The organism is Candidatus Cardinium hertigii (genome assembly GCF_050864855.1).
Classification (GTDB): Bacteria; Bacteroidota; Bacteroidia; order Cytophagales; family Amoebophilaceae; genus Cardinium; species Cardinium hertigii_C.
Genome location: NZ_JBOZWW010000008.1, coordinates 12,462 through 37,029 on the forward strand (window position 1 = coordinate 12,462; position 24,568 = coordinate 37,029).

20 protein-coding genes and 4 pseudogenes are annotated in these 24,568 nt (G+C 33.0%); 15 read left to right on the top strand and 9 right to left on the bottom strand.

The features are described from left to right. Window positions 1-92 precede the first annotated feature (92 nt). Window positions 93-938 (top strand): annotated as a pseudogene (locus tag ACRRVB_RS00550) (transposase family protein); the annotation flags it as partial. Between the two features lie 254 nt (window positions 939-1,192). On the opposite strand, the gene ruvC reads toward ACRRVB_RS00550, so the two are convergent. From ruvC to ACRRVB_RS00565, 3 genes are all read right to left on the bottom strand, one after another. Further along, window positions 1,193-1,747 carry a crossover junction endodeoxyribonuclease RuvC gene (gene ruvC, locus ACRRVB_RS00555; protein ID WP_432466080.1) on the bottom strand — a complete coding sequence of 185 codons (555 nt, stop codon included), beginning with the start codon at window positions 1,745-1,747 and terminating at the stop codon, window positions 1,193-1,195. Window positions 1,748-2,466: 719 nt separating this feature from the next. Further along, entirely contained in the window at window positions 2,467-4,434 is a 1,968-nt protein-coding gene (gene asnB, locus ACRRVB_RS00560) for an asparagine synthase (glutamine-hydrolyzing) (RefSeq protein WP_432466081.1), read from the bottom strand. Between the two features lie 176 nt (window positions 4,435-4,610). After that, complete coding sequence (locus ACRRVB_RS00565; protein ID WP_432466030.1) at window positions 4,611-5,636, bottom strand: IS5-like element ISCca7 family transposase; 1,026 nt, start codon at window positions 5,634-5,636, stop codon at window positions 4,611-4,613. Window positions 5,637-5,739: 103 nt separating this feature from the next. Between ACRRVB_RS00565 and ACRRVB_RS00570 the strand changes: the two genes are divergently transcribed. From ACRRVB_RS00570 to ACRRVB_RS00585, 4 genes are all read left to right on the top strand, one after another. Then, the gene (locus tag ACRRVB_RS00570) at window positions 5,740-6,870 is read left to right on the top strand and encodes an ATP-grasp domain-containing protein (protein WP_432466082.1); all 1,131 of its coding nucleotides are present in this window, start codon (window positions 5,740-5,742) and stop codon (window positions 6,868-6,870) included. Window positions 6,871-6,884: 14 nt separating this feature from the next. Continuing rightward, a complete protein-coding gene (locus ACRRVB_RS00575; RefSeq protein ID WP_432466083.1) occupies window positions 6,885-8,192 on the top strand; it encodes an MATE family efflux transporter in 1,308 nt (435 codons plus the stop codon). Continuing rightward, complete coding sequence (locus ACRRVB_RS00580; RefSeq protein ID WP_432466084.1) at window positions 8,170-9,189, top strand: class I SAM-dependent methyltransferase; 1,020 nt, start codon at window positions 8,170-8,172, stop codon at window positions 9,187-9,189. The genes ACRRVB_RS00575 and ACRRVB_RS00580 overlap by 23 nt, the downstream gene beginning before the upstream one ends. A 100-nt stretch (window positions 9,190-9,289) precedes the next feature. Next, on the top strand, window positions 9,290-10,315 hold the full coding sequence (locus ACRRVB_RS00585; RefSeq protein ID WP_432466030.1) for an IS5-like element ISCca7 family transposase: 1,026 nt from the start codon (window positions 9,290-9,292) through the stop codon (window positions 10,313-10,315). Window positions 10,316-10,422: 107 nt separating this feature from the next. Here ACRRVB_RS00585 and ACRRVB_RS00590 read toward each other — a convergent pair whose 3' ends face one another. Further along, complete coding sequence (locus ACRRVB_RS00590; RefSeq protein ID WP_432466085.1) at window positions 10,423-10,749, bottom strand: hypothetical protein; 327 nt, start codon at window positions 10,747-10,749, stop codon at window positions 10,423-10,425. A 42-nt stretch (window positions 10,750-10,791) separates the two neighbouring features. Then, window positions 10,792-12,381, bottom strand: a complete 1,590-nt coding sequence (cmdF, locus tag ACRRVB_RS00595) for a tyrosine 2,3-aminomutase (protein ID WP_432466086.1) — start codon at window positions 12,379-12,381, stop codon at window positions 10,792-10,794. A 277-nt stretch (window positions 12,382-12,658) separates the two neighbouring features. Between cmdF and ACRRVB_RS00600 the strand changes: the two genes are divergently transcribed. From ACRRVB_RS00600 to ACRRVB_RS00615, 4 genes are all read left to right on the top strand, one after another. Continuing rightward, window positions 12,659-12,787 (top strand): hypothetical protein, encoded by a 129-nt coding sequence (locus ACRRVB_RS00600; protein WP_432466087.1) that lies wholly within the window; start codon window positions 12,659-12,661, stop codon window positions 12,785-12,787. 206 nt (window positions 12,788-12,993) lie between these two features. After that, a complete protein-coding gene (prmC, locus tag ACRRVB_RS00605; protein ID WP_432466088.1) occupies window positions 12,994-13,893 on the top strand; it encodes a peptide chain release factor N(5)-glutamine methyltransferase in 900 nt (299 codons plus the stop codon). A gap of 34 nt (window positions 13,894-13,927) precedes the next feature. Beyond that, window positions 13,928-14,788 carry a hypothetical protein gene (locus ACRRVB_RS00610; protein WP_432466089.1) on the top strand — a complete coding sequence of 287 codons (861 nt, stop codon included), beginning with the start codon at window positions 13,928-13,930 and terminating at the stop codon, window positions 14,786-14,788. 54 nt (window positions 14,789-14,842) lie between these two features. Next, window positions 14,843-15,790: a Ppx/GppA phosphatase family protein gene (locus tag ACRRVB_RS00615; protein WP_432466090.1), complete on the top strand. Its 948-nt coding sequence runs from the start codon at window positions 14,843-14,845 to the stop codon at window positions 15,788-15,790. Window positions 15,791-16,334: 544 nt separating this feature from the next. On the opposite strand, the gene gap is transcribed toward ACRRVB_RS00615, so the two are convergent. The 3 genes and pseudogenes from gap to ACRRVB_RS00630 form a co-directional block, all read right to left on the bottom strand. Continuing rightward, window positions 16,335-17,321, bottom strand: a complete 987-nt coding sequence (gene gap, locus ACRRVB_RS00620) for a type I glyceraldehyde-3-phosphate dehydrogenase (RefSeq protein ID WP_432466091.1) — start codon at window positions 17,319-17,321, stop codon at window positions 16,335-16,337. A 12-nt stretch (window positions 17,322-17,333) separates the two neighbouring features. Beyond that, window positions 17,334-18,443 (bottom strand): hypothetical protein, encoded by a 1,110-nt coding sequence (locus ACRRVB_RS00625; protein WP_432466092.1) that lies wholly within the window; start codon window positions 18,441-18,443, stop codon window positions 17,334-17,336. Window positions 18,444-18,716: 273 nt separating this feature from the next. After that, window positions 18,717-20,122, bottom strand: a pseudogene (locus tag ACRRVB_RS00630) (IS5 family transposase). Between the two features lie 374 nt (window positions 20,123-20,496). On the opposite strand from ACRRVB_RS00630, the gene ACRRVB_RS00635 reads away from it, so the two are divergent. The 6 genes and pseudogenes from ACRRVB_RS00635 to ACRRVB_RS00660 all read left to right on the top strand — a co-directional run bounded on the left by ACRRVB_RS00635 (window position 20,497) and on the right by ACRRVB_RS00660 (window position 24,370). Next, entirely contained in the window at window positions 20,497-20,739 is a 243-nt protein-coding gene (locus ACRRVB_RS00635) for a toprim domain-containing protein (RefSeq protein WP_432466093.1), read from the top strand. A 173-nt stretch (window positions 20,740-20,912) separates the two neighbouring features. After that, window positions 20,913-21,879, top strand: a pseudogene (locus tag ACRRVB_RS00640) (IS5 family transposase). Window positions 21,880-22,070: 191 nt separating this feature from the next. Then, window positions 22,071-22,211 (top strand): hypothetical protein, encoded by a 141-nt coding sequence (locus ACRRVB_RS00645; protein WP_432466094.1) that lies wholly within the window; start codon window positions 22,071-22,073, stop codon window positions 22,209-22,211. Between the two features lie 978 nt (window positions 22,212-23,189). Continuing rightward, window positions 23,190-23,534 (top strand): hypothetical protein, encoded by a 345-nt coding sequence (locus ACRRVB_RS00650; protein ID WP_432466095.1) that lies wholly within the window; start codon window positions 23,190-23,192, stop codon window positions 23,532-23,534. A 122-nt stretch (window positions 23,535-23,656) separates the two neighbouring features. After that, window positions 23,657-23,983, top strand: coding sequence for a hypothetical protein (locus ACRRVB_RS00655; RefSeq protein WP_432466096.1), 327 nt, complete (start codon window positions 23,657-23,659; stop codon window positions 23,981-23,983). Between the two features lie 165 nt (window positions 23,984-24,148). Continuing rightward, the gene (locus ACRRVB_RS00660; RefSeq protein ID WP_432466097.1) at window positions 24,149-24,370 is read left to right on the top strand and encodes a hypothetical protein; all 222 of its coding nucleotides are present in this window, start codon (window positions 24,149-24,151) and stop codon (window positions 24,368-24,370) included. Here ACRRVB_RS00660 and ACRRVB_RS00665 read toward each other — a convergent pair. Further along, window positions 24,357-24,568 (bottom strand): annotated as a pseudogene (locus tag ACRRVB_RS00665) (IS5/IS1182 family transposase); the annotation flags it as partial. The gene ACRRVB_RS00660 and the pseudogene ACRRVB_RS00665 sit on opposite strands and share 14 nt — an antisense overlap.

Sequence of the window (24,568 nt, forward strand, 5' to 3'; positions counted from 1 at the left end):
CCTAAACAATAAATACAAGTTAAGATTTTAATAAAATTAACAATTACTTTCTTATCCTAAAATCTAAAAACCTATTGCAACGGTCTCATTAAGTTGATAGGTATGCTCATGCCAAACAGTATAAACGTTTATCTAAAGGGATTAAAACATTAAAAACCTATCTTGGTAGAGTAGTAAGAGATGTAGAACGTTCTATACAATCCTCTGATGATCTAATACGGAATCAATTTACCAATCTACTATCTATAAGTAAAAAACTTATAACCCAATCAAAAAAAAGTAAAGATAAAATTTATAGCATCCATGAACCATCCATCTACTGTGTAAGTAAAGGTAAGTATAAACATCCTTATGAGTTTGGTTGCAAGGTACAATTTACAGTAACGCATAAAAAAGGTTTAATTGTTTCAACACAAGCAATACATCCTAATGCTTACGATGGCCATACTTTACAGAAGAGTTTATTACAAGCCGAGCAATTATCTGGTACCAAGGTAAAATATGCTTTCGTAGATAAAGCCTATAGAGGTCATAATGTGCGTGTTAATGAATGTGATATATTTATAAGTGGTTCTAAAAGGGGAATAACGCCTGCTCTAAAAAAAGCTATAAAAAGAAGATCTTCTATTGAACCGCATATTGGTCATATGAAATCCGATGGTAAATTATCTGTTAACTATTTGAAAGGTATTTTAGGAGATAAACTTAAGGTTATTTTATGTGCTATTGCTCATAACCTACAACTGATTACAAGAAAGTTATTCTTAACACCCTCACAATCAAATAAATTAAAACCTATATAATTCATATTTTTAATCCAAAACCAGTTATACCTATATCTTGGGTAGGAAAAATAGAGCGCCTGCTAAAACCATAAATATTATAAAAAAATATCCATTCAATATTTTTATACAAAAAAATATTTCAGGGCCGACTAGGTAGTTCTAAGAAAGATTCTAATTGTTGTTGATTAGCTTCATTGCTGATAATAGTATACAGTTTATTCAACGCAAACTTTTATAATTTTTTTGCTATTTTCATGATGATACTTATCTGCGATACACCATGTAACAGAGCCTTTAAAAGTCTATTGCAACGGTCTCATACCCTATAGTTGTCTTTTAAGTTTAGTATGTTGTATTTTCCTTTATGAATCAAAAAAATATTTTGCAGACAGCCAGTTAACACTTAACTAAAGAGATAACTTGCGATTGGGATGTGCGGTTATAAATTGAGACCAGCTTTTGGGCTTAGCAGTAGAAGATAGACGTTGTTGGCTATGGCATAAAGCTATCGCCAGTGCATCTGAAGCATCTAAAAAAGTAGATGGAATAGATAAGTTAAGGAGATGACCCACCATAGCAGCCACTTGTTCCTTAGATGCATTGCCGTTTCCTGTAACCGCTTGTTTCACCTTACGTGGCGCATATTCTGTAATAGGCATTTCACAAGCTAAGGCTGCTGCAATGGCTACTCCTTGTGCCCTTCCTAACTTAAGCATGGATTGTACATTGGATCCATAAAAAATTGATTCAATAGCTACTGCATCTGGCCTATGTTTTTGCAACAATCTTACCATATGTAAATAGATATGACGCATTCGTAGCATATGTCCTTTGTATTTTTTTAACTCCAAAATACCATAGTCTATGAGTTTTATAGCGTTACCTATTGCTGCTTCTTGAATAATGCCAAAGCCCATAATCACACTTCCAGGATCTAGCCCTATAATAATTTTTCCACCCATAAATTATTTATTTCAAGTATATATAAAAAATGTTATCTTGATAAGTCTACTTTTCATCACTCTACAATATTTTTCTAAATTTTATAGCACAGCGTAAAACAACGTTTTATCTATACTAATAATAGGATTACTTCTGATGCAAAAGCCAATACTTGATCTTATAGACAGTAAAAATAGTATCCTATACGTGTCGTTTAAGTTTAGTGTGTAGGATACAGTTTTAATGTACGCAATTTACATTATTTATTTCTAAACCAGCACATAAGTTGCTAACGGTGTCATTGTCTAATGATCTTTATAATCAATATCAAAAAGTAATACTCTATTTAAGGACAAAGCATTATAATAAAAATACCTAATAAAATTAAAATAATCTTTTCAAGCAATGCATCAAATTTTGTTTGTTACATGTAACATGGTTACTAAATGTATAATATCTTTTTTATCAAGTCCTATAATACTATTTGGGTTAAAAAGTATGTTAAAATATTCCTCTAACATTAAAGTAAATTCTAGCATTTCTTTATTTATTTCATAAAAAGGAAGGGTTATTTGATAAAATTCTAGCATATAGTCTATTGTACTTTCAATACAATTTTTTTTATTGATTGATTCATTCATTCATAAAGTATTTAACTATTTTTTATCTTACCCTCAAAAATTTAGCACCTGCGCAAACAGAAATAATATAGATCATAAAGTAGCATAATATTTGAAATTTAATGATAATTTGGTGCTTTAATCGGCCTATTGGTTATGAACATGTCATATAATAAATGTGTACATAGCACCAACATTATTTTTCTTTCTAAAAGAATACGCATTTGTATATCCATATTGTTGTTTTCTATATACTTTAAGGTACGTTGTATACCCTTATAAGAAAAAAGATTGTATGATTTAACAGTTGCTTCACTCCAAATAAAATGATCAAAAAACAATGGCCTTTTTGGGTTATTTAAAAACCCAGATAATATAGGTGCTGTATAACCACGTTTTGTTCTTTTGTAAACCAAGGGAGGAATCATAGATTGGAATGCTAGCTTTAGTAAATTTTTTTCTCTCATTCCAAACAGATGATAATGATCAGGGAGGGTTAGTATATAATTTATGAGGTTAAGATCTAAAAATGGTAATCTGCTTTCTAAACTATGTGCCATTTCTACTTTTCCTCCTAGACATTGTAAAACGTATAAAGGAAAAGTTGTTTTTAAAAATTCTAGTTGATTTTTTTTGATCAAACTGATGCCTAAAATTTCGTTTCTTGGTATATTTTCACTATACACAATGGCTGGTTCCTTATCATGTATCGCCATTATGAAATCGTCTGAAAAAATATCTTTGGTTATATTTTCCATTTCTTGAATATTACCAATAGAAATAGGGTAGTAACCATATTGGCTAATTAGCTTGTCTCTGCCATCTTGATTACTAATCGTTAGATCATAACCTTTTTGTGTTGGTTCATTTTCTTCAGTAAAATCCTGTAAAACTTTTCCTCGGTATGGCCATCTGTCATTTTTATTTTTAATCGTCTTAAACCAAGGGTAACCTAGAAAGAATTCATCCGCGCCTTCCCCAGTGAGCACAACTCTCACAAAGTTACTCGCGTGTTTGGCTAATAAGAACTTCCCCACAAAGTCCATAGTTTGCGCCAAACATTCTGTGTGAAATAATGCAATTGGTAAATGGTTGGCCAAATCTGTATCTTCAATCCATAAAGGATGATGCGTTGTATGTAAATAGTTGGCTACATACCTGCTATAATTTGATTCATCATGCGCTTGATTTCTAAAACATAAAGAAAATGTATGCACTGGATGGTTCATGCAAGCTTGCATGATCGCACATAAGATCGTTGAATCCAAACCACCTGATAAGAATACTCCTGTTTCAAAATCACTCCACAACCTTCTTTGTACACTTTTCTTAAGTAAAACAGCAACCTTATTACTTGCTTTAAACATATCGTCCTGATGTGTATGGGGACTATTAATAGCATATGTATTTAGTAAGTAGCCATATCTTTTTGTTTGAAATTTACCTTCTTGTACTATTAAATAATGCTGAGGTTCAAGTATATAAATATCTTTAAATATAGTTCTTTTTAACGAATCCGCACGCATCATTTGATAAAAAATAGTTTCCAAGTTGATAGATACATAAAAATTCGGAAGGGCTAATAATGCTTTCATTTCAGAAGCAAAAAATAATGTATGATGCTGTATAGCATAGTATAAGGATTTTGTACCCCATCTATCTCTAGCTATAATAGCGCATTTTTCTCGTTCATCGTATAGTGCAAATGCGAATTCACCGTTAAGTTGGTCAAGTATTTGTATGCCATATTCTTGATATAGGTATAGTAATACTTCTGTATCTGTATATGATTGAAATACAATGCCTTTATTCTGTAATGATTGTTTTTTAGATTCGTAATCATATATTTCCCCATTATATACCAATACGATAGATCCATTTAGATTTTGCATAGGTTGCATGCCATTTTTTGCATCCAATAAAGATAATCTTGTGAAAGCAAAGCCAATGCCTTGCGCATCGTTGCAATAAATTGCTTGATCATCAGGTCCCCTATGCAAAAGGGCATGATTCATTTTTGATAAAGCTTCTGTAGTGATTACATAAGAAGATCCTTGTAAAGCTATAATACCAGCTATGCCACACATCTGAAATGGAGTTTATGGTTTATGTTGCAATATGAGACCGTTGTTATAGATAGTTATTATAATTTTTGATAAGGTTGTAGTTGTATTTTTTGTAGTTTTTATGGTTAAGGATGCATAAATTTCATTATTTATTGATTTTCAAGTTAATATTTGTATATTTTAGATATACCATCCCCCTAAAAACCCTTTAAAATGATATTTGGAGCTCTATATAAATTATAGGCTATAGATTCCATAACATGTTGCGTATGGGTTTTATCAAGGCCTATATACCTAGCTCCTGAACTACGGAACCACCTCTTAATACTTCCAAATACTCTTTCTACTTTATAGCGCGTCTTAGATACCAATTTATTAAACCGTTTAGCAGCAGGTGATAAGGGATGATTTCTATTACCTTTCTTTTGAATAGCTGATTTTAATTTCTTGTTTTTTAGTAAAGTTTCGTTGGGCAAACCGCTATAGCCTTTATCTCCATAGAGCCTGCTTCCTGCTTTTAGAGATACTTTATCCAATAATATAGGTAAATGGGCACCATCATGACTAGATGCTTTTGTAGTCGTGACTGCCAGAACTAAACCTTCTTTACTTTCTATAAGGACATGTCGTTTATACCCATAGTAAAGATTATGACCTTTTTTGGTCCAACTAGCTTCTGGATCTACCCCTTTTTGATAACTATGAGATACCGATATAGTACCATCCTCACGCAAATCATAGCTCTTTTTACCTTTGGGACGTCTAGGAGTAGGGGTGATAGAGGCGTCAATAACTGCACCATGCTGAACCAGAACACCATGGTTAGATAGTTGATCATTTATGATTTTTAACAATCTATCTAAAGCTTTCTTTTCTGTAAGAGCAGTCCTAAATCTGCTTAATACACTATGATCTGGTACGGAATTATCCATCGATATACCACAAAACCTGCTAAAAGTAATACGATCATTTACTTCCTCTTCGACTTGGTAATCGCTCAACCCATACCACTGCTCAAGCAATAGCATTTTAAACAAAAGAAGGGGACTATAAGCAGGCTTGCCTGATAAACGTAAACCTTTAGGATAATAAATACGCAGTTCTTTTTCTACTAATGACCAGTTAATCAGATTATTGATTTGATCAAAAAAGGTATGCTTGCATTTACGACGACTAGCTGATATATCTGATAAACTTAACTGACCGCTCACTTTGATTGACATAATAATATCATAAAATTTTTATTACAAAACCTAAACAATAATTACAAGTTAAACTTTTAATAAAATTAACAATTACTTTTTTATACTAAAATCTAAAAACCTATTGCAACGGTCTCATATTGTTAAAGCTATTAAAAGTTGTACCAACGTAATGGGCAATGTTAGCATTATTGCAAATGATGATACGATTTTCCAAATCGTTGCTACTGTTCGAGAACAGTTAGCCATTCCTGGTCCTACTTTAAATGAATTATTGCCATTTTGTTGCAAACAAACATCCAAGGAACGATTAGAAGGAAGTAATGTAGCATATCCTAAGTTTTTAATATTTGATTATCAATTTTATATAAAAAACCCTAGTCACTATGTAGATAGGGTTGGCAACAAATTAGGGTTCCCAATCATTGTAAAGCCTACAAATTTAGCAGGATCATTAGAAATACAAAAAATAAATAATCTAGAAGAGCTATCGACATGGTGTAGTAGGTATGAGCCGCAAGAGATTTTAAAATCTTACGGTCGAGCCATTCCCTTTATTTTTGAAACATGTATACCTACAGAAAAATTTGATCTATTTCATTGTGATTCCGTTATTAACAACGGGCAAGTTATCTTTACTCAAGTTAGTCGCTATGCATATCCTTGTATGGAAGTTGGCACGAATGGTAAAAATTGTGGCAGTATTTTTATTCCTGATACAATTAAAAAGTACAAAGCGCTTTATGAACTACCAGAATTAGTGATTACGGCTTTTAAACGATTTGCCGCCATACCAAATGGAGTGATGCACTTAGAGGCCTTCAGAGATCGATATAATGGACAAATAATTTTTCTTGAAACACAATTAAGAGCACCAGGGGGCGAGGTTTGTACGGCATATAAATATGCATTAGATATAGATTTAGTGGAAGTTGACTATAGGTTGCAAATGAATCTACCCATTTCACTAAATAAACGGACCAACTTTTATACTGCATGGCTACAGATTCCTACCCAGACAGGTATTATAGACCGGCTTATTTTACCAAAGGTTAAAAGTAGCATACTAAAAATGAATTACAAGATAGTAGCCCATCAAAAAACAGAACGTCCTTCATCTATATTAATGCATCGCAATACTGCTTTGAATATTATAATAGGTAACAAAAATTATGCTGAATTAGTGAAAGATTTTAATTATTTAAAAGACTTTGAACCCTTCGTGTATAGTGTTCATACCTTTAATGTTACGTAATACAACCATTAACAATGATCCATTTTTTTAAGCTATCCATCCCTGTTATACTAAGTAGTACGATTCATTGTCTAATGACCATTACAGACTTATTGATGATTGCGCATTTAGGTATGATTCCCGTATCTGCTGTTTCTATAAGTATAGATTTAGCACTTATTGGCTCTGTTTTTCCTTCTGGAATTGCTTATGGACTACAACCCTTTATAAAACAACTTAACCACCAAACCATATATGAAAACACAAAATGGTTTTACAATAGCTTATGTATCAATGTATTTGGGTCAATCATATGTTGTGGCCTTTTATTATATATGATCCATTGGTTGCCTTATTTTAAGCAAGATCCACAAGCAGTCGCTCTGGTTCCATACTACATGCCATGGCTGGCTTTTTCCATCTTGCCTACAATGATCTATAATACTTTTTGTCGCTATTTAGAAGGATTGACCTATACAAAACCTATTGGCATAGCAACTATGATCGGATTGATTGCTAATATTATATTGAATTATTTATTGATATATATCAAAATAGGAAATTTTACAAATGGTCTTATTGGAGCAGGTATAGCGACTTTATGTAGCAAGCTGATTATGGTGGTGGTACTTATCCCATATGTATGGAAAAGATTAGATATTAACGCTAAAGATCGATTGATGCTACCCTATTTTGATGGCCAATATATAAAAAAGTTATTAATATTAGGATTACCAATTGGTATTCAGCTACTTTTAGAATTTTTGTTTTTTTCTATTACAAGCCTTATGATAGGCAGTCTTGGGGCCTTATATAAAGGAGCAAATGCTATATTAGATAGCATAATTAGTATACCTCTTGGCGTTAGCTGGGGTTTTTCTTTAATAGCTTCTACTTTGGTAAAGCAGAATAGTTGCAGCAAACACAAAGAAAAAGCTATTTGGGTATATTATGTGACTCCTGGTATAGTTACCCTGCTATTAGCTTTTTTTATAGTTAATTATTCATTTTTCATTTTTACTGTATGGTATAAAGGCTGTCCAATAGACTATAGCATAATTTGTTCCTCTATTCCTTTAGCTGTATTATTTATTTTTGTAGATGGATTTTATACCATCAGCTTAGGACTTTTAAGAGGTTTAAAAGATACTTTCTTCCCATTTTTGATTGCTACAATAACCAATTGGTTGATAGGTATACCCTTGTGTTATTTGTTTACAAAAATTATAAACTGGGATATTCCATCAATCTGGCTAAGCAAAATTGTTGCTTTTTTAATTTCAGGAATCATATTGTTTGTTCGATTCTCAAAAAGATACAATGAAAAAAAGATGTACTATTGAAGAAGAAATGTTTTTGCCTTCTCAGAAACTGGCACAAGAAGAATTGAAGCTATATGAAAAGTATTCCATTCCTTCTTTGATTCAAGCAGAAAGTTTTACCATAAAAACCTTATTACAACGCAACATTGAACGTTGGATTGAACCATTCAATAGGTTACCTCAAAATATATTTACATTTCAGCAAGATGGTATTTGTTTTTTTGGTAGAAAATTAATAGCTGAAAGAAAGCTAACTGGACATTTAAAAGAATTAAATTGCAGCCACATTACGCCTTCCATGCTATTGGGCATTTTAGTACATTTCGAACACAGCGCTCATGCCATAGCAGCTTTTTACCATCCTTTAACTTTTTCAGAAAAACTGAACCTTTTTTCAAAAATTGCTGCTAATCCAATGGTTGATATCTATCATCCTTTTGTTTGGTTGGATCCATCTTCTCATCGAGAACGCTCATCACCTAAATCTGGATGGTCTATTGATACCATGCGTGCAAAGAATTTGGAGGAAGGTGAGCGACCCATTAGATCCTACACTTTAGAATGGTTAAAGCATGAAACCATGGATGGAAAGATTATTTACGACCCTGCCTGTTCAACTGGGTTATTTTTACATACGATCAAATCATCATACCCTTACGCCACAGTCATTGGCCAAGATTTAAGTCAAAAAATGGTTGATTATGCTAGCCCCTTTGTTGATAAAGTCATATGGGGAGATGCTGCAAAACCCGGTATTCCTGAAAACTATTGTGACTATCTATTTGTTCGATTTCTTAATGCTGAAGTTGTAAGTAGAAAGCACGCCTATGCTCTATTTCCCATACTACTTAGTCGACTAAAAAAAAATGGAAAAATGATTGTATTTGGACATACACCTGTATTATTATACATGCCATACATAGAATGTTTCCATAATCTTATTGCTATACAAAGAACAGGATATGCTGTAGAAAGTGGATCAATTTTTCAATATTACATATTGAGACCGTTGCAATAGGTTTTTAGATTTTAGTATAAAAAAGTAATTGTTAATTTTATTAAAAGTTTAACTTGTAATTATTGTTTAGGTTTTGTAATAAAAATTTTATGATATTATTATGTCAATCAAAGTGAGCGGTCAGTTAAGTTTATCAGATATATCAGCTAGTCGTCGTAAATGCAAGCATACCTTTTTTGATCAAATCAATAATCTGATTAACTGGTCATTAGTAGAAAAAGAACTGCGTATTTATTATCCTAAAGGTTTACGTTTATCAGGCAAGCCTGCTTATAGTCCCCTTCTTTTGTTTAAAATGCTATTGCTTGAGCAGTGGTATGGGTTGAGCGATTACCAAGTCGAAGAGGAAGTAAATGATCGTATTACTTTTAGCAGGTTTTGTGGTATATCGATGGATAATTCCGTACCAGATCATAGTGTATTAAGCAGATTTAGGACTGCTCTTACAGAAAAGAAAGCTTTAGATAGATTGTTAAAAATCATAAATGATCAACTATCTAACCATGGTGTTCTGGTTCAGCATGGTGCAGTTATTGACGCCTCTATCACCCCTACTCCTAGACGTCCCAAAGGTAAAAAGAGCTATGATTTGCGTGAGGATGGTACTATATCGGTATCTCATAGTTATCAAAAAGGGGTAGATCCAGAAGCTAGTTGGACCAAAAAAGGTCATAATCTTTACTATGGGTATAAACGACATGTCCTTATAGAAAGTAAAGAAGGTTTAGTTCTGGCAGTCACGACTACAAAAGCATCTAGTCATGATGGTGCCCATTTACCTATATTATTGGATAAAGTATCTCTAAAAGCAGGAAGCAGGCTCTATGGAGATAAAGGCTATAGCGGTTTGCCCAACGAAACTTTACTAAAAAACAAGAAATTAAAATCAGCTATTCAAAAGAAAGGTAATAGAAATCATCCCTTATCACCTGCTGCTAAACGGTTTAATAAATTGGTATCTAAGACGCGCTATAAAGTAGAAAGAGTATTTGGAAGTATTAAGAGGTGGTTCCGTAGTTCAGGAGCTAGGTATATAGGCCTTGATAAAACCCATACGCAACATGTTATGGAATCTATAGCCTATAATTTATATAGAGCTCCAAATATCATTTTAAAGGGTTTTTAGGGGGATGGTATATCTAAAATATACAAATATTAACTTGAAAATCAATAAATAATGAAATTTATGCATCCTTAACCATAAAAACTACAAAAAATACAACTACAACCTTATCAAAAATTATAATAACTATCTATAACAACGGTCTCAATATGTTGTACGTCGAAATGGTCTATAAAAATGATTGCATCAAATCGTTTCTTTTGTGCATCTGTTAATACATAAGTTGCTAGTTTAGCAATCAGAATCAATCGACTATTAGCAGGAACAAACTCGAAATTACTTTTTAACGGGTAATCTTCTGATAATACAAAGTACGTTATAGGTTTACTTGAATTTGTATGTGCATGTACCTGGAAACGGGTTAATGTCTGGACTAGACACAACAGATAAAATAAGTAGACAAATTTTTTATTTGCAAAAATTTTATAGCAAAACATAATTTAAATATTTTAAATAATTTAAAAATAAGTTCTCGAAACCTATCTTAGCTTAATATGGATACTTGCTAGTGCTTCTATTAATTGACCAGTTTTAATTAAACTGGCTATTTTATTTATATCTTCACTCATGTAACGATCTGCTTCCAGGCAGCTAACAGATGAACGAACCAGCCTATGGATCGTTTTTCCTGGAGTGCTCAATAATTCTATTTGACCAGCAACATCTATGGCTTGTGCAGCACTAATGAGTTCAATAGCTAGAATGTAAGTATTGTTATTTAATATTTTTCTTGCGTTTCGTGCTGCAATCAATCCCATGCTAACAACGTCTTGGTTATCAGCATTTGACGGTATACTTTGAATACTTGCTGGAGTACTAGTCAATCGATTCTCTGCCACTAAAGCAGTTGCAGGATATTGTGTCCCTGCTAAACCGCAATGAAGTCCCGGCTGATTTTTTACTAAAAATGGGGTCAACCCACTATTGAGTTGTTTATTTAATAGCCTATTGGTTCTTCTTTCTGATAGAACGCCTAGTTGCGTTAAAGCAATAGCAAGGAAGTCCATCGCAAAAGCAATAGGTTGTCCATGAAAGTTACCACCATGAAATACCTGGTTGTCTTTAAAAAAAAGCGGATTATCATTAGCAGAGTTTAACTCTATGGTAACTATTTTTTGTGCATGATATAGGGTGTCTCTGATGGCACCAACTATTTGTGGGATACATCTTAATGTATAGGCCTTTTGCAAATAGACGTTTGTTAAGGTTACGGCTCCATTTTTTTGTTCTAGTAGATTGCTACACAGTGTTTCATGATTTGTAATCAACCTTGATCCATCTATTAAGTTTGTAATATTAAAAGCGGTGTCTATTTGTCCTTGGTGTGGTCTTGCTATATTGTTCCCTTGTGGACTGAATGGACTATTTAATGCCTTTTGATTTTCTAAAACAAGTGCTGCAATAATTTCAGCAGTTTTTATTTGAATAAACGCGTCGTAGATCAATAAAGCAGCTAATCCAGTCATGGCGGAAGTACCATTAATAGTAGCTAAGCCCTCTTTGAATTTGAAATCTAAAGGTTTTATCCCAAGTTCAGTAAGCTTGTCTCTAGTGGGCATTGGCTGACCATCTGCTCCAAAAATAGATCCTTCCCCTATTAAGGTTAATGCAAGGTGTGCCAATGGTGCAAGATCTCCACTTGCACCTAAAGAGCCTATTTCTGGTATTACAGGAATAATATCATGGTTTAAGTAAAAAATCAACCGGTCTATAAAAGATTTTGTAATGGCAGAATATCCTTTTGCTAGGGAATTAATTCGAGCCAATAGTATGGCTCTTGACTCCTCTTTAGAAAAAAAAGGAGCTATTCCAGCAGCATGGCTTCGAATCAAATTATGCTGGAGTTCTGTTTCATATTTTTTATCAATTAAAATAGAAACCATTTCTCCATAACCCGTTGTGACGCCGTAAATGGGTATACCATTTGCTATAAGCAATTCTAAAAATTGCCTGCTATCTAAGATGTTAGATACAGCATGATCAGCTAATCTAATTTCACGCCTTTCATGAGCAATCGCATAAACTTCATCTATTGATAAATTACTACCATCTATTATAACTTTGTTCATGCAGTTAATTTTAATCTAAAGAACAAGATGCTAGATCAGATACTAGCCTATTTTGTATTAAAAACATTACTAAATACAGATAAAATTTCTAAAATACAATGTATCAACCATTATTAATTACATTTTTGTCATGTTTTCTTTAAGAAAGTATTATTTTACCGTTAACCACGCATCGCTTTGTTGCATCAATGATTTAAAATTTGATTTTTTGCAGTTATGCATGGCATATGCTTAGTTATATTGGCTCAATAGCCATGCCTTGATTTAAATCAGTCACTTGGTTGGAAAAAAAGTGCAACCATTAAATAAAAATAAAACAGGCATAGAACAAAAGTTTCCTTCTTCATCTAACAAAGCTATTCCCATCAGCGGTTACGATGGTTATGCTTTTCCCCCACCTTTTTAGGCGATTATAGTAGGTATAATTGTATAAAAATGGCTTATCTCTATTTCATCTGTTTTGTCTATCCTGTTGCATTTTTATGCTAGTTTATGGATTAACTTTTTATATTTACTTAAGTTGCCCTACTTCAAAGTAGCTAGTAGGGTAGGTTGATTATAAAAAAGTCAGTAACTGCATGAATCCATCAAATTGTATTGTATATAAATCCAATGAATCGACTTTTTAACACGCCATCTTCTGTAGTTGAAATGCCTCTTCGTACATTATCAGATCTATTATGCCAGTCGTTAGCCTTGGCTATACCCAACCAACTAGAATGTAGTGCTATAGTGCAACAATTATTGAACTATTATTTAAAAGTTGATCTAACAGATTATGTACTCAATCCACTCTGTACTATTTCACCTGCTGTTCAAAAAAATCTTTTGGATGGGTTGGGTAGATTAAAAAAGAATGAGCCCATTCAATACGTTATTGGCGCCGCCTATTTTGTGGGTAATCTCTTTAAGGTAACACCTGCTGTACTGATTCCACGACCAGAAACAGAAGAATGGGTAATATTTTTAATGCGTTATCTTTCACCTCCTACCTCTATCCTAGATATAGGAACCGGTAGTGGTTGCATTGCTATTACGCTTAAGAAGCAATTTCCAGCGGCTTTAGTAGATGCGCTTGATATAAGTAAGGAAGCGTTAGCAGTTGCTGTCTATAATGCAGCGCAGTTAGATGTAGCAGTCCATTTTATAGAAGCAGATATCTTAACAGATCCACTTCCTTCATCTAATTGGTCGTTAATCGTGAGCAATCCCCCCTATGTATCCATACAGGAAAAGGCTTTTATGGATCCAAATGTGCTAGATTATGAACCTCATTTGGCTTTATTTGTCCATGATGATGATCCACTTCTGTTCTATAGACAAATTATTAAATGTGCGGTTCGTCATTTGTGCCTCAATGGTATACTTTGTTTAGAGATTAATGAAGCATTAGGTGAAAAGATTATAGATTTATTGCACTGCGCAAATTTTAAGCAAATATCCTTACATAAGGATATACGTCAAAAAGACAGATGGATTATGGCTGTACTAAAGCATAAGCTTAGTATCTGATTGTGGATTTAATTTAAATATTGGTATTTTAACTATGAAGTGTGCATTAGCGATAAAGATTTTACGTATTGCCGTTGTCTATACATTTTTTAGCACTACAGTCTTTGGAGTTAATCCAGAAAATAGCTCTATGGTTGATATCGATGGCTTGTGCTTTGAGCAGGCTCAAGCAGATGCTGATCCAGAAATTGCCAATAAGTTTTCAGCAAAAGAGGGTCCCCAGATAGAAAAAGAGGAATATCCCTTGGTCAAGGTGGCACATAGAAATGTTATGGATCTTTTACGATATTCTTTGGTTGCTAAAACCATCCACGTCGCCAATTATACGCCTATTTTACAGCATGTTGGCATAAGGGTAAATTGGTTTGAATGGCTACAAAATGTGTGGAAAAGTCCAAAAAAAAGCTATGGAGTAGGGGTTGATTGCCATTCTATTGGTCCAATACAGTTCTCCATTGATGCAGCCTATCAATCTTATCAGCTGCAAGAAAAAGATTGTAATTATAACTCAAATGGATACTATGGTTTAGTAGCGCTACTATATGTAATGCACCCCAATCCGATTACCAATGCTTATTGTGGTATTGGTTATGGACATAGCCGATTTGATGTTATTACAACTTTTAATGACGGACGAACTGGTTCGAACCAGTTCAATATAGCAGGTTGGATGCAGTTGGTTGGAGGTTCTGAGTGTAGATTGGTCTCTCAACTTTATGGAGGAATGGGGCTTGGCATAGGCCATCTTTTGCATTCGACCGAAAATAATAATGATCGTCAGGTATTGAACTATTATGTTCCAGGTTATGGTAGAATAGTAAACAAACTAATGCTCGATGTAACATTGTATCTAAAATGGAGTATCTCATTCCTTGAAAAGAAAATAGTTATTTAGTGTTATGGTATTAAAAAAAATAAGCAATAAAACAGCTTTTTAATGGTAATTATTATGTCAAAATTAGCTGTTATTGATCTGGGTACTAATGTTATAAATGTTTTAGTAGGGGAAGTTGATCGAGAAAAGTATACCGTACTTTACCAAGAAAAAATTATAAGAGCTATGGCTCAAGAACCCCTAGATGCTACTCATATCTCATTAGAAGAACAAAAAAATATTGTAGATACAATGGTAGCCATTAGAAAAAAGTTGGATGCAGAGGGTGTACACTTTGTGGTTACCAAGGCTACAAGCCTCTTGCGTGATGCAACTAATGCAGCTGAAGTCATTAAAGCAATTTGTTTTGAAACTGATATTGAAGTAGAAGTTATTTCTGGTATAGACGAAGCTATGTTAATTTATCAGGGTGTGAGTTCTTCTTTTAGATTAACAGATAGGAATGGCTTAATTGTTGATATAGGCGGCGGGAGTGTAGAGTGTATTATTTTTGACCATCTACAATCGTTGTGGGCAAGAAGTTTTAAATTGGGTATACGTCGTGTGGCTGCTGAATTTCCCTATACTGCGCCTATTACGCCCCTTCAAGTAGCGTTTTTAGAAGACTATTATTGCACTGCTTTGGAACCTCTTTTTGTTAAAAATAAGCTGTATAGACCCAGTCAACTTGTTGGAAGTTCTGGTGCTTTTCGTACATTACTAATGTTATATACCTGTTGCTATGGTTCTTCAGCTATTGCAACAAATAGTAGTGTGAAAAAAATATCTGCCGAGCAGTTTTTTAAAATTTATGAAATTATACGAACTACTCCTGTAGATATTTGGCAAAAACAGCTTCCTATTGAACCTGTTTTTTTGAAGCTAATTCCATTATCCGCTGTCCTTATTAAAGTGATTATTAAAGCATGTCATCTAAAAGAGATTATTATTTCAGATAATGCGCTAAGAAAGGGTTTATTTATTCAAGAATGGAATCGTTTAAAACAACAAAAGCTTATCTAGGTTAAACAGGTATCAAAAAATAGCTCATACAATATGCTATATAAAAATCATGTCGTTTCAAATAAGAAAAATGGCTCATATAAAGGGTATCTAGTCTAGATATGTAGTAGAATATTTGGATTGTTTCAATAATAATTGTAGATTGAAATTGTTCTTGGCTTTAATTCATTACTTTATTATTTTTGATTTATGGTATCATTTAAAACTGGTTTTTTGATTTTTATAGTACTATACATGATAGCAATGAATTATTTATTGTTTCATTACGTAAGAGATAAGTACTTTCGTAAGTAAGTAAGTAAGTAAGTAAGTAAGTAAAACTTCTTATTCTTATTGGCCCTATGGTTGGGTAGCCTTCTTTACAATATTTTTTTTGATTTCTGTACCTAATTTTTTTTTGATATATCCTATACCTTAGTAAGTTTAAGTTTTATAGTAATAAACAAAAATTAACGCAACCAATTCCCAAAAGCTTTCAGTAAATGGTTTTAATCATTGTGTAAAAAGCAGAACTAATATAACCTTGTTTTTATCATTTAGACGATTAGAGCAATCGTATAATGTCTATCAGTCGATGGGCGTAACTTCCTTCGTTGTCATACCAACTAATTACTTTTACCAATTTTCCATTAACGTAGGTTAACTTTCCATCAAAAATGGAAGAGTGGGTGCTGCCTATTACATCTACAGAAACAATTGGATCTTCCGTATAGGCCAGTATATGTTTAAGTGGACCTTGGGCTGCTTCATACATGGTCTGATTTAAAGCTTCCTTAGTAGTCTCTTTTTTTAATAGTGCAGTAAAGTCTACTACTGAACCATTTGAAACAGGAACTCTCATCGCAATTCCATCTAATTTGCCTGCTAAATGAGGCATTACCAGTCCTATTGCCTTGGCAGCTCCTGTAGAGGTAGGAATAATAGATAGTGCAGCTGCTCTTGCTCTTCTTAAATCATTATGCGGTGCATCTTGTAGGGATTGATCAGCTGTATAGGCATGAATCGTATTAATGACCCCTTGTTCTATACTAAAATGCTCATCTAATACTTTAGCAACTGGTGCCAAACAATTGGTGGTACAGGAAGCATTAGATAAAATAACTGGTTTTGTTCTTAAAATATCATCATTTATACCCAGTACAATAGTAGGAATGGTTTGATCCTTAGCAGGTGCTGAAAGCACTACTTGTTTGGCACCTGCTGTCAAATGGCTGGTCGCCCCCTTTTTATCTAAAAAATGACCGCTAGCTTCTATGACTACATCTACACCTAGTTTCGCCCAAGGCAACACAGATGGATCGGGACAGGAATAGACCTGAATGTATTGTTTGCATATGGTAATGCTCGAAGCATCACATGTAACCTCACCTTTGAAAGGGCCATAGTGGGAGTCATATTTAAATAAATGAGCTAAAGTTGTACTATTGGCTAGGTCATTAATTCCTACTACCTCTAAATCATTACAACCTAAGATCGTACGTAAAGCCAATCGACCAATACGACCGAATCCATTAATTGCAATTTTTTTCATGGTTAAAATATATTATTCTTGTAATAGTGCATCAAGTTTAGTTAATAGGTTCAATTGATACTTTTGGGTTTTTTTAAATAAACCAAATTTATCGAACCAAGACAATGACGAAGGTGCATTACACAATTTAATGGTAAGTGTTGGCCAACCTTTGTAAAGGTAAATGATGGTTCCCAAAAGTTCGATGCGTTCTTGTTTGTTAAATCCTGTATGGTAAACAGATAAAAAATTGTCAATGCTATCCCGTTTTACTTTATCGAAAAGCTCTTTTAAGGAATTTTGATCTGCTTGAGAAAATTCCATAATGGAGAATAAAAATTGCTTTCTTTCTTCACCTTCTAATGATAGTTTAGGCCCCCAGCCATCTGCTGATACCACTTTATCTTTTTTTGGTTGTGCTTGTTCTTTTTGTTTAATTAACGCACCCGGATGATGGTGCACTACACCATCTTTTTGACTATTGCAGTGAATAGATTTTAGAATTTCTTGTCGGTCATGATCTGGCAGTTGGGATAAGCTTGCTTTTTCATGATCATTCAGTTTATGAAATGGATTAGGAAGGGTGGATATAATCAGTTGTTTGATCTCTTCTGGTTTAGTAGCATCCAGAATTTTATTTTTTAACTCAATAGCTTTTTGGTTTGATACGATCTCAAGCAAGTCGATATAGTGTTGTTGACATTCGATCGAGGTAAGTTGAATCTGCTGCAATAGCTTTTCGTTTTGCTTGATAAGCTTTGCTTGTCCATTTAGGTCAGCTTTATTAAAATATGTTTGAAATGAAGGTCGTTCGGGTTTGGGTAGAAACTTCAGTAATCTATTATAGCTTCTATGATTTTCAAGATTGTTGTTTATAAAATTTTCTAAATCATCTCTCGTTTTAATGTTACAAATAGCTTTTTCTATTTTTTGCTTTCCCGCATCATCATTGATTCCAAGTAGTTCTATGTACTTTGTTTTCCCTTTTTCAGATAACTTACCTAAAATTGGGTTTCGTTTAGGTATAAGCTCGGTTCGTACACCATTACAGCTGAAGCAGGCAAAACAGGTTGCAAATATAGCATACAATAAAAAATAATGTAAAAAAAATCGATTGATTTTCCCGGCGCTTCTATTTAACATATGACTGCTGTGAGTAATGTAGTAATTTTAAAAATTCTCTAGTATGCCATAAAGAACATATCTACAATAGTAGATAAAGTATGCCTAATAGTTAAAGTCATTTATCAATCTTACGAAAAAAATATATAAGTTGGAACTATTAACCTCAATCCAAGATGAATTTTTATATAAAGAGCGTCAATCTTTTTTGTCCTTATTTTTGTTACATTTAAACAATTAACTCCATTTTTTTGCTTTAATTAGTCGGCCCTGAAATATTATTTTTGAATAAATTTATTGAATGGATATTTCTTTATAATATATATGGTTTATCAGGCGCTCTATTTTTCTTACCCAAGATATAGGTATAACTGGTTTTGGATTAAGAATTTTAATTATATAGGTTTTAATTTATTTGACTGTGAGGGTATTAAGAATAATTTTCTTGTAATCAGTCGTAGGTTATGAGCAATAGCACATAAAATAACGTTAAGTTTATCTCCTAAAATACCTTTCAAATAGTTAACGGATAATTTACCATCGGCTTTCATATGACCGATATGCGGTTCAATAGAAGATCTTCTTTTTATAGCTTTTTTTAGAGCAGGGGTTATACCCCTTTTAGAACCACTTATAAATATATCACATTCATTAACAGGAATATTATGACCTCTATAGGCTTTATCTACGAAAGCATATTTTACCTTGGTACCAGATAATTGCTCGGCTTGTAATAAACTCTTCTCTAAAGTATGGCCATCATAAGCATTAGGATGTATCGCTTCTGTAGAAACAATTAAACCTTTTTTATGGGTCAATGTAAATTGTACTTTACAACCATACTCATAAGGATTTCTAGACTTACCTTTACTCACACAGTAGACCGAGGGTTCATGGATACTATAAACTTTATCTTTACTATTTTTTGATTGATTTATAAGTTTTTTACTTATAGATAGTAGGCGCGTAAATTGGTTGCGTATTAGATCATCACAGGATGCTATAGAACGTTCTACATCTCTTATTACCCGACCAAGATAGGTTTTTAATGTTTTAACGCCCTTGGATAAACGTTTATACTGTTTGGCATGAGCATACCTATCAACTTTACGTTTAATAGATAGACCTAACCGCTGATAAGTTTGACGCAGTTTAATACCTGTTTTCTTGGCTATACTGACCAGTTTTTCTCTGGCTTTATTAAGCAAAGAAGAGTCAGTTGGGTAACGGATATTTTTCTCCATTACAGTAGTATCAGCTATAACTTTTTCAAGTTCTTTTCGGGTCACTACTTTTTTTTTTAGCGATAAGTCTATAGTCATAGATAAGATTTTATTGAGACCTTCTTGACCTAATCTATGGCGCCAACGGGTCAATGAACTGGGGTTACAAGGCACCTTAAACTGAAAATAATCATATCCACAAAAGTATTGCCAATAAGGGTTTTCTACCCATCTAACCACTACTTGTTCATCAGAAATATTATACATATGACTGATAATGAGAAGACCTATAATTAAACGAATAGGCAAAGGAGGTTGACCAGGTCCATAGCTAAAACCGCGGTCTAAATCTGATGCTAAGGAGTGCCAAGGAATCGAATCAGATAACTGGAATAAAGGATGTTTCGGGTTAAGAAAACTAGATAAGCGTTGCTCAAACAAACGCTCAAGGCTATTATTTATTTTCTTAGATTTCATCCTTATTTTGCAAGCTTTTTATACAAAACAACTCTAAAACTGGTTATTAACCAATACAAATTTAACCATTTATTTGCTGATTAACAAATAATTATACAGTATTTCAGGACCGACTAATTATCTCCATTGTAGGGGTATTGAGCGTTCTACTTACGAGCATTATCCAAGTGCCAAAGTAGGGGATCAAGCTGTTTTTGCCTTATACAAGGATTTAGATCATCCTGGGAAAGGTGTTATGTGTAGTACGATTAGCTACGGGTTTGACTCCAAAGGAAGCATCTCTGAGGATGGTTTTGTGAATAGTGCTAAATACTTCCAAAAAGGCTTCCTAGGGGTTTATCTGTCTTAGTTGATCCAAATCTGTAAAGGCTATTGTGGTCACAGAAAGCCCTATAGACGCTTTAAGCCATAAACAAATTCATAAGGATGACGGTAGTACGATGTATATTTCTACTTGCGGTAGTTTATCAGAAGGCATCAAAAAAGAATTAGAGACTGTTTTGGCTAATGCTAAGTCCCATGGGTTGTCCGTAACGCTTGCTTTTGATAATGATCGGGCTGGTAGGCAAATGGATAAAGTAGTAAGTGAACTGGCTGGTGTGCAACAAATGGTTTGAGACCGTTGCAATAGGTTTTTAGACTTTAGGATAAGAAAGTAATTGTTAATTTTATTAAAAGCTTAACTTGTATTTATTGTTTAGGTTTTGTAATAAAAATTTTATGATATTATTATGTCAATAAAAGTAAGTGGTCAGTTAAGTTTATCAGATATATCAGCTAGTCGGCGTAAATGCAAGCATACGTTTTTTGATCAAATAAATAATTTGATTAACTGGTCATTAGTAGAAAAAGAACTGCGTATGTATTATCCTAAAGGTTTACGTTTATCAGGCAAGCCTGCTTATAGCCCGCTTCTTTTGTTTAAAATGCTATTGCTTGAGCAGTGGTATGAACTGAGCGATTACCAAGTCGAAGAAGAAGTAAATGATCGTATTACTTTTAGCAGATTTTGTGGTATATCGATGGATAATTCTGTTCCAGATCATAGTGTATTAAGCAGATTTAGGACTGCGCTTATAGAAAAAAAAGCTTTAGATAGATTGTTAAAAATTATAAATGATCAACTATCTAACCATGGTGTATTGGTTCAGCATGGTGCAGTTGTTGACGCCTCTATCACCCCTACTCCTAGATGTCCCAAAGGTAAAAAGAGCTATGATTTGCGTGAGGATGGTACTATATAGGTATCCCAGAGTTACCAAAAAGGGGTAGATCCAGAAGCTAGTTGGACCAAAAAAGGTCATAATCTTTACTATGGGTATAAACGACATGTCCTTGTAGAAAGTAAAGAAGGTTTAGTTCTGGCAGTCACTACTACAAAAGCATCTAGTCATGATGGTGCCCATTTACCTATATTATTGGATAAAGTATCACTAAAAGCAGGAAGCAGGCTCTATGGAGATAAAGGCTATAGCGGTTTGCCCAACGAAACTTTACTAAAAGACAAGAAATTAAAATCAGCTATTCAAAAGAAAGGTAGTAGAAATCATCCTTTATCACCTGCTGCTAAACGGTTTAATAAATTGGTATCTAAGACGCGATATAAAGTAGAAAGGGTATTTGGAAGTATTAAGAGGTGGTTCCGTAGTGCAGGGACTAGGTATATAGGCCTTGATAAAACGCATACGCAACATGTTATGGAATCTATAGCCTATAATTTATATAGAGCTCCAAATATCATTTTAAAGGGTTTTTAGGGGGATGGTATATCTAAAATATACAAAGATTAACTTGAAAATCACTAAATAACTAAATTTATGCATCCTTAACATAAAAACTACTAAAAATACAACTACAACCTTATCAAAAATTACAATAACTATCTATCGCAACGGTCTCGGTTTGTAAATCTTCTATTCCTCCTGGTTCTAAAGACTGGAGTCAAGAGTTGTTATCCATATTGGGTAATCAAGATATGCTTAAAGTACTCCAAAAAGAGCTGGTGCGTACTGGGCAGGAACATGAGTTGCGTAAGCAGCAAAGCAAGGAACCTACTGTTATGGGGCTAGAAATATCTATGGATTGGTAGGGGGATATGTGTCTTTTGGTAGTAAATACATCAAAATAGACTTGTTGTACTTTTATTAGACTGAATATCAAATATTTATATGTGTCTGAAGTGTCTATATGTGTCTTTTTGGGGTAAAATGACACATCATAGATATATAAATATATCAAAATCAGTGTTATATAGTTTTTATGAAGTGTCTTTTTGCTATTTTTTGTTAAAAATGCTTCTGGACACATATGAAATAATTCATAATCAGTGTTATAAGTACTTTTTGAAGTGTGTTTTTGTCGCGTTTGTTAAAAATAGCTTCTAGACACATATGAAATAGTTCATAATCAGTGTTATATTAGTTTTGTATGTGTCTAAACTAAGTGTCGGTTGAAAAAATAAGACTTTATATACATACAAAATATATAAATAATTTATAATCAGTATCATATGGTTTTTAGGGCTGGTTTTATAAAAATGGGGGGAGTAGGATGAAAATTGATTAATAATATATTTATTGTTTTGGTTATCAAAATATAAAATTAATTTTAAATAGGTTGAAGGGTTGACAGATGGTTCAAGGATTAAATTATATATCTGTCAACCTAATAATAATATTTTTATCGTTGAAAACGAATATATCTATATAGAAGGTTGAAGGGTTGACAGATAATAATGTTATATATAAAAGTTTTTAATGAGATTATACACATACTTATGTATATATATAATTATATATGCATATATATAGTTTATGTATACTATCTGTCAACCTGTCAACTATTACAATAATATATTGATAATCAATTTTTTATGGGTTGATAGATATATAATTTAATCCTTCAATTAACCTTCAACTATCTGTCAACTTATATATCTATTATATACCAGTTTGTAGTCTTATTAGGTTATACATAAAGTAAAAGTCATGTTATTTACTATGATGACAATTTGTTAAATTAAATGATATTATTTTTGTTTTATATAGAAATAATATATATTAGCGTTATGTCTAGTAGAGGAATAAAAAATTTTGAGGAATTCACAGAAAACCCTTTTTTTGGTAAGAAAATAGGGACTGTTATAGATATGGAATTTATTTTAGGTCTTTCTAAATCTGCTCAAAATATTATAAGATATATGATGCATAAAAAGATTTACTTAGAGGAAAAATTCTTATTTGATTTAGATGATTTTAACAAATTTGTCGGGTATACATCTAGAACAGCATATCTTTCTGGAATTATTGATTTGGTTAAAAAGAATGTATTGGCAAAAACTAAATTGCCTCATTTATATTGGGTAAATAAAGTTTGCTTAGACAACCCAACTTTAATAACTATAATGCGATAAAAATAAGGAGTATATAAAAATAAGAAATAGCCTCCAGAAGAAGGCTATTTCTTATTTTATTTTGGTTGGACACCGGATTAGATGTAAGGAATAGCCTTTCAAGGGATTAAACAAAAATCCTTATGATTACAAAAGAAAAAGTCCTTGAAAAGGCTGGAGGAGAGGAATACCTTATCCGCCATTTGGTTCCTACATTTAATTCAAATGTAAGAAAAAAAAATTACAAATCTATATTCTCTGAAAAAGATGATAGGCCTTCTATGTCTATCTATCAGGATAAAGGCACATGGAAGTTTAAATCTTTCAACACAGGCCACCAGGGAGATGCCTTCAGAATGTGGGCAGATTTCTATGGGTTAGATTGTAAAACACAGTTTAAAGAGCTTTTAGAAGTTATTAATCAAGAAATGTGTCGTACGTTTGTATTAAATAATCTTATTTTAATTTAAAGAGCTGGAAAAAGTCCGCAACGTAATTAGTACTAGATACTGTCCGAAACGTTCAGTCCCCAGCTCTTTTCATCTTAAAAACTGAATAGTTCGCCGGCCATTAAAGCCCGTGTTATGCGACGATAGTTAAAAAGATGAATTAATTTAATATAAATATCTAACAATATGGAATATATAGGTATCGATATAGCAAAAAGTAGTTTTGTAGCTGCTTTCCCTAAAGATCAAGGATATACTACATGTACATATAAGAATGATCGTATTGACATTGAGATCTTTTTGGGTCAACTTGATAAATCATTGCATCACTGTGTGTTAGAAGCCAGTGGCAAGTATGGTTCTTTATTAGTAGAGATGCTTCTAGATAGTGTCGTCATAAAAAGTTAGCCCATAAATGGATACATCTAATTTGGACAGCTGCCAAGAAGGATGCTGTGTTCTTTGCATACCTAGTGGAGATTCCTCTCCATTGCTTAATTTTGAGAAACATATTCTCAATAAGATGTCGGAATTTATATAAATTCTTGTCAAAATAACGTTTTGTTTTTCTGTTTTTCTTGGAAGGGATAACAGGAACAATACCTT

Bases quoted from the DNA above. Each gene is read 5' to 3' on its own strand.
- ruvC (WP_432466080.1), bottom strand. From the start codon at position 1,747: ATGGGTGGAAAAATTATTATAGGGCTAGATCCTGGAAGTGTGATTATG.
- asnB (WP_432466081.1), bottom strand. From the start codon at position 4,434: ATGTGTGGCATAGCTGGTATTATAGCTTTACAAGGATCTTCTTATGTA.
- ACRRVB_RS00565 (WP_432466030.1), bottom strand. From the start codon at position 5,636: ATGTCAATCAAAGTGAGCGGTCAGTTAAGTTTATCAGATATATCAGCT.
- ACRRVB_RS00575 (WP_432466083.1), top strand. From the start codon at position 6,885: ATGATCCATTTTTTTAAGCTATCCATCCCTGTTATACTAAGTAGTACG.
- ACRRVB_RS00580 (WP_432466084.1), top strand. From the start codon at position 8,170: ATGAAAAAAAGATGTACTATTGAAGAAGAAATGTTTTTGCCTTCTCAG.
- ACRRVB_RS00585 (WP_432466030.1), top strand. From the start codon at position 9,290: ATGTCAATCAAAGTGAGCGGTCAGTTAAGTTTATCAGATATATCAGCT.
- ACRRVB_RS00590 (WP_432466085.1), bottom strand. From the start codon at position 10,749: ATGTTTTGCTATAAAATTTTTGCAAATAAAAAATTTGTCTACTTATTT.
- cmdF (WP_432466086.1), bottom strand. From the start codon at position 12,381: ATGAACAAAGTTATAATAGATGGTAGTAATTTATCAATAGATGAAGTT.
- prmC (WP_432466088.1), top strand. From the start codon at position 12,994: ATGAATCGACTTTTTAACACGCCATCTTCTGTAGTTGAAATGCCTCTT.
- ACRRVB_RS00610 (WP_432466089.1), top strand. From the start codon at position 13,928: ATGAAGTGTGCATTAGCGATAAAGATTTTACGTATTGCCGTTGTCTAT.
- ACRRVB_RS00615 (WP_432466090.1), top strand. From the start codon at position 14,843: ATGTCAAAATTAGCTGTTATTGATCTGGGTACTAATGTTATAAATGTT.
- gap (WP_432466091.1), bottom strand. From the start codon at position 17,321: ATGAAAAAAATTGCAATTAATGGATTCGGTCGTATTGGTCGATTGGCT.
- ACRRVB_RS00625 (WP_432466092.1), bottom strand. From the start codon at position 18,443: ATGTTAAATAGAAGCGCCGGGAAAATCAATCGATTTTTTTTACATTAT.
- ACRRVB_RS00650 (WP_432466095.1), top strand. From the start codon at position 23,190: ATGTCTAGTAGAGGAATAAAAAATTTTGAGGAATTCACAGAAAACCCT.
- ACRRVB_RS00655 (WP_432466096.1), top strand. From the start codon at position 23,657: ATGATTACAAAAGAAAAAGTCCTTGAAAAGGCTGGAGGAGAGGAATAC.
- ACRRVB_RS00660 (WP_432466097.1), top strand. From the start codon at position 24,149: ATGGAATATATAGGTATCGATATAGCAAAAAGTAGTTTTGTAGCTGCT.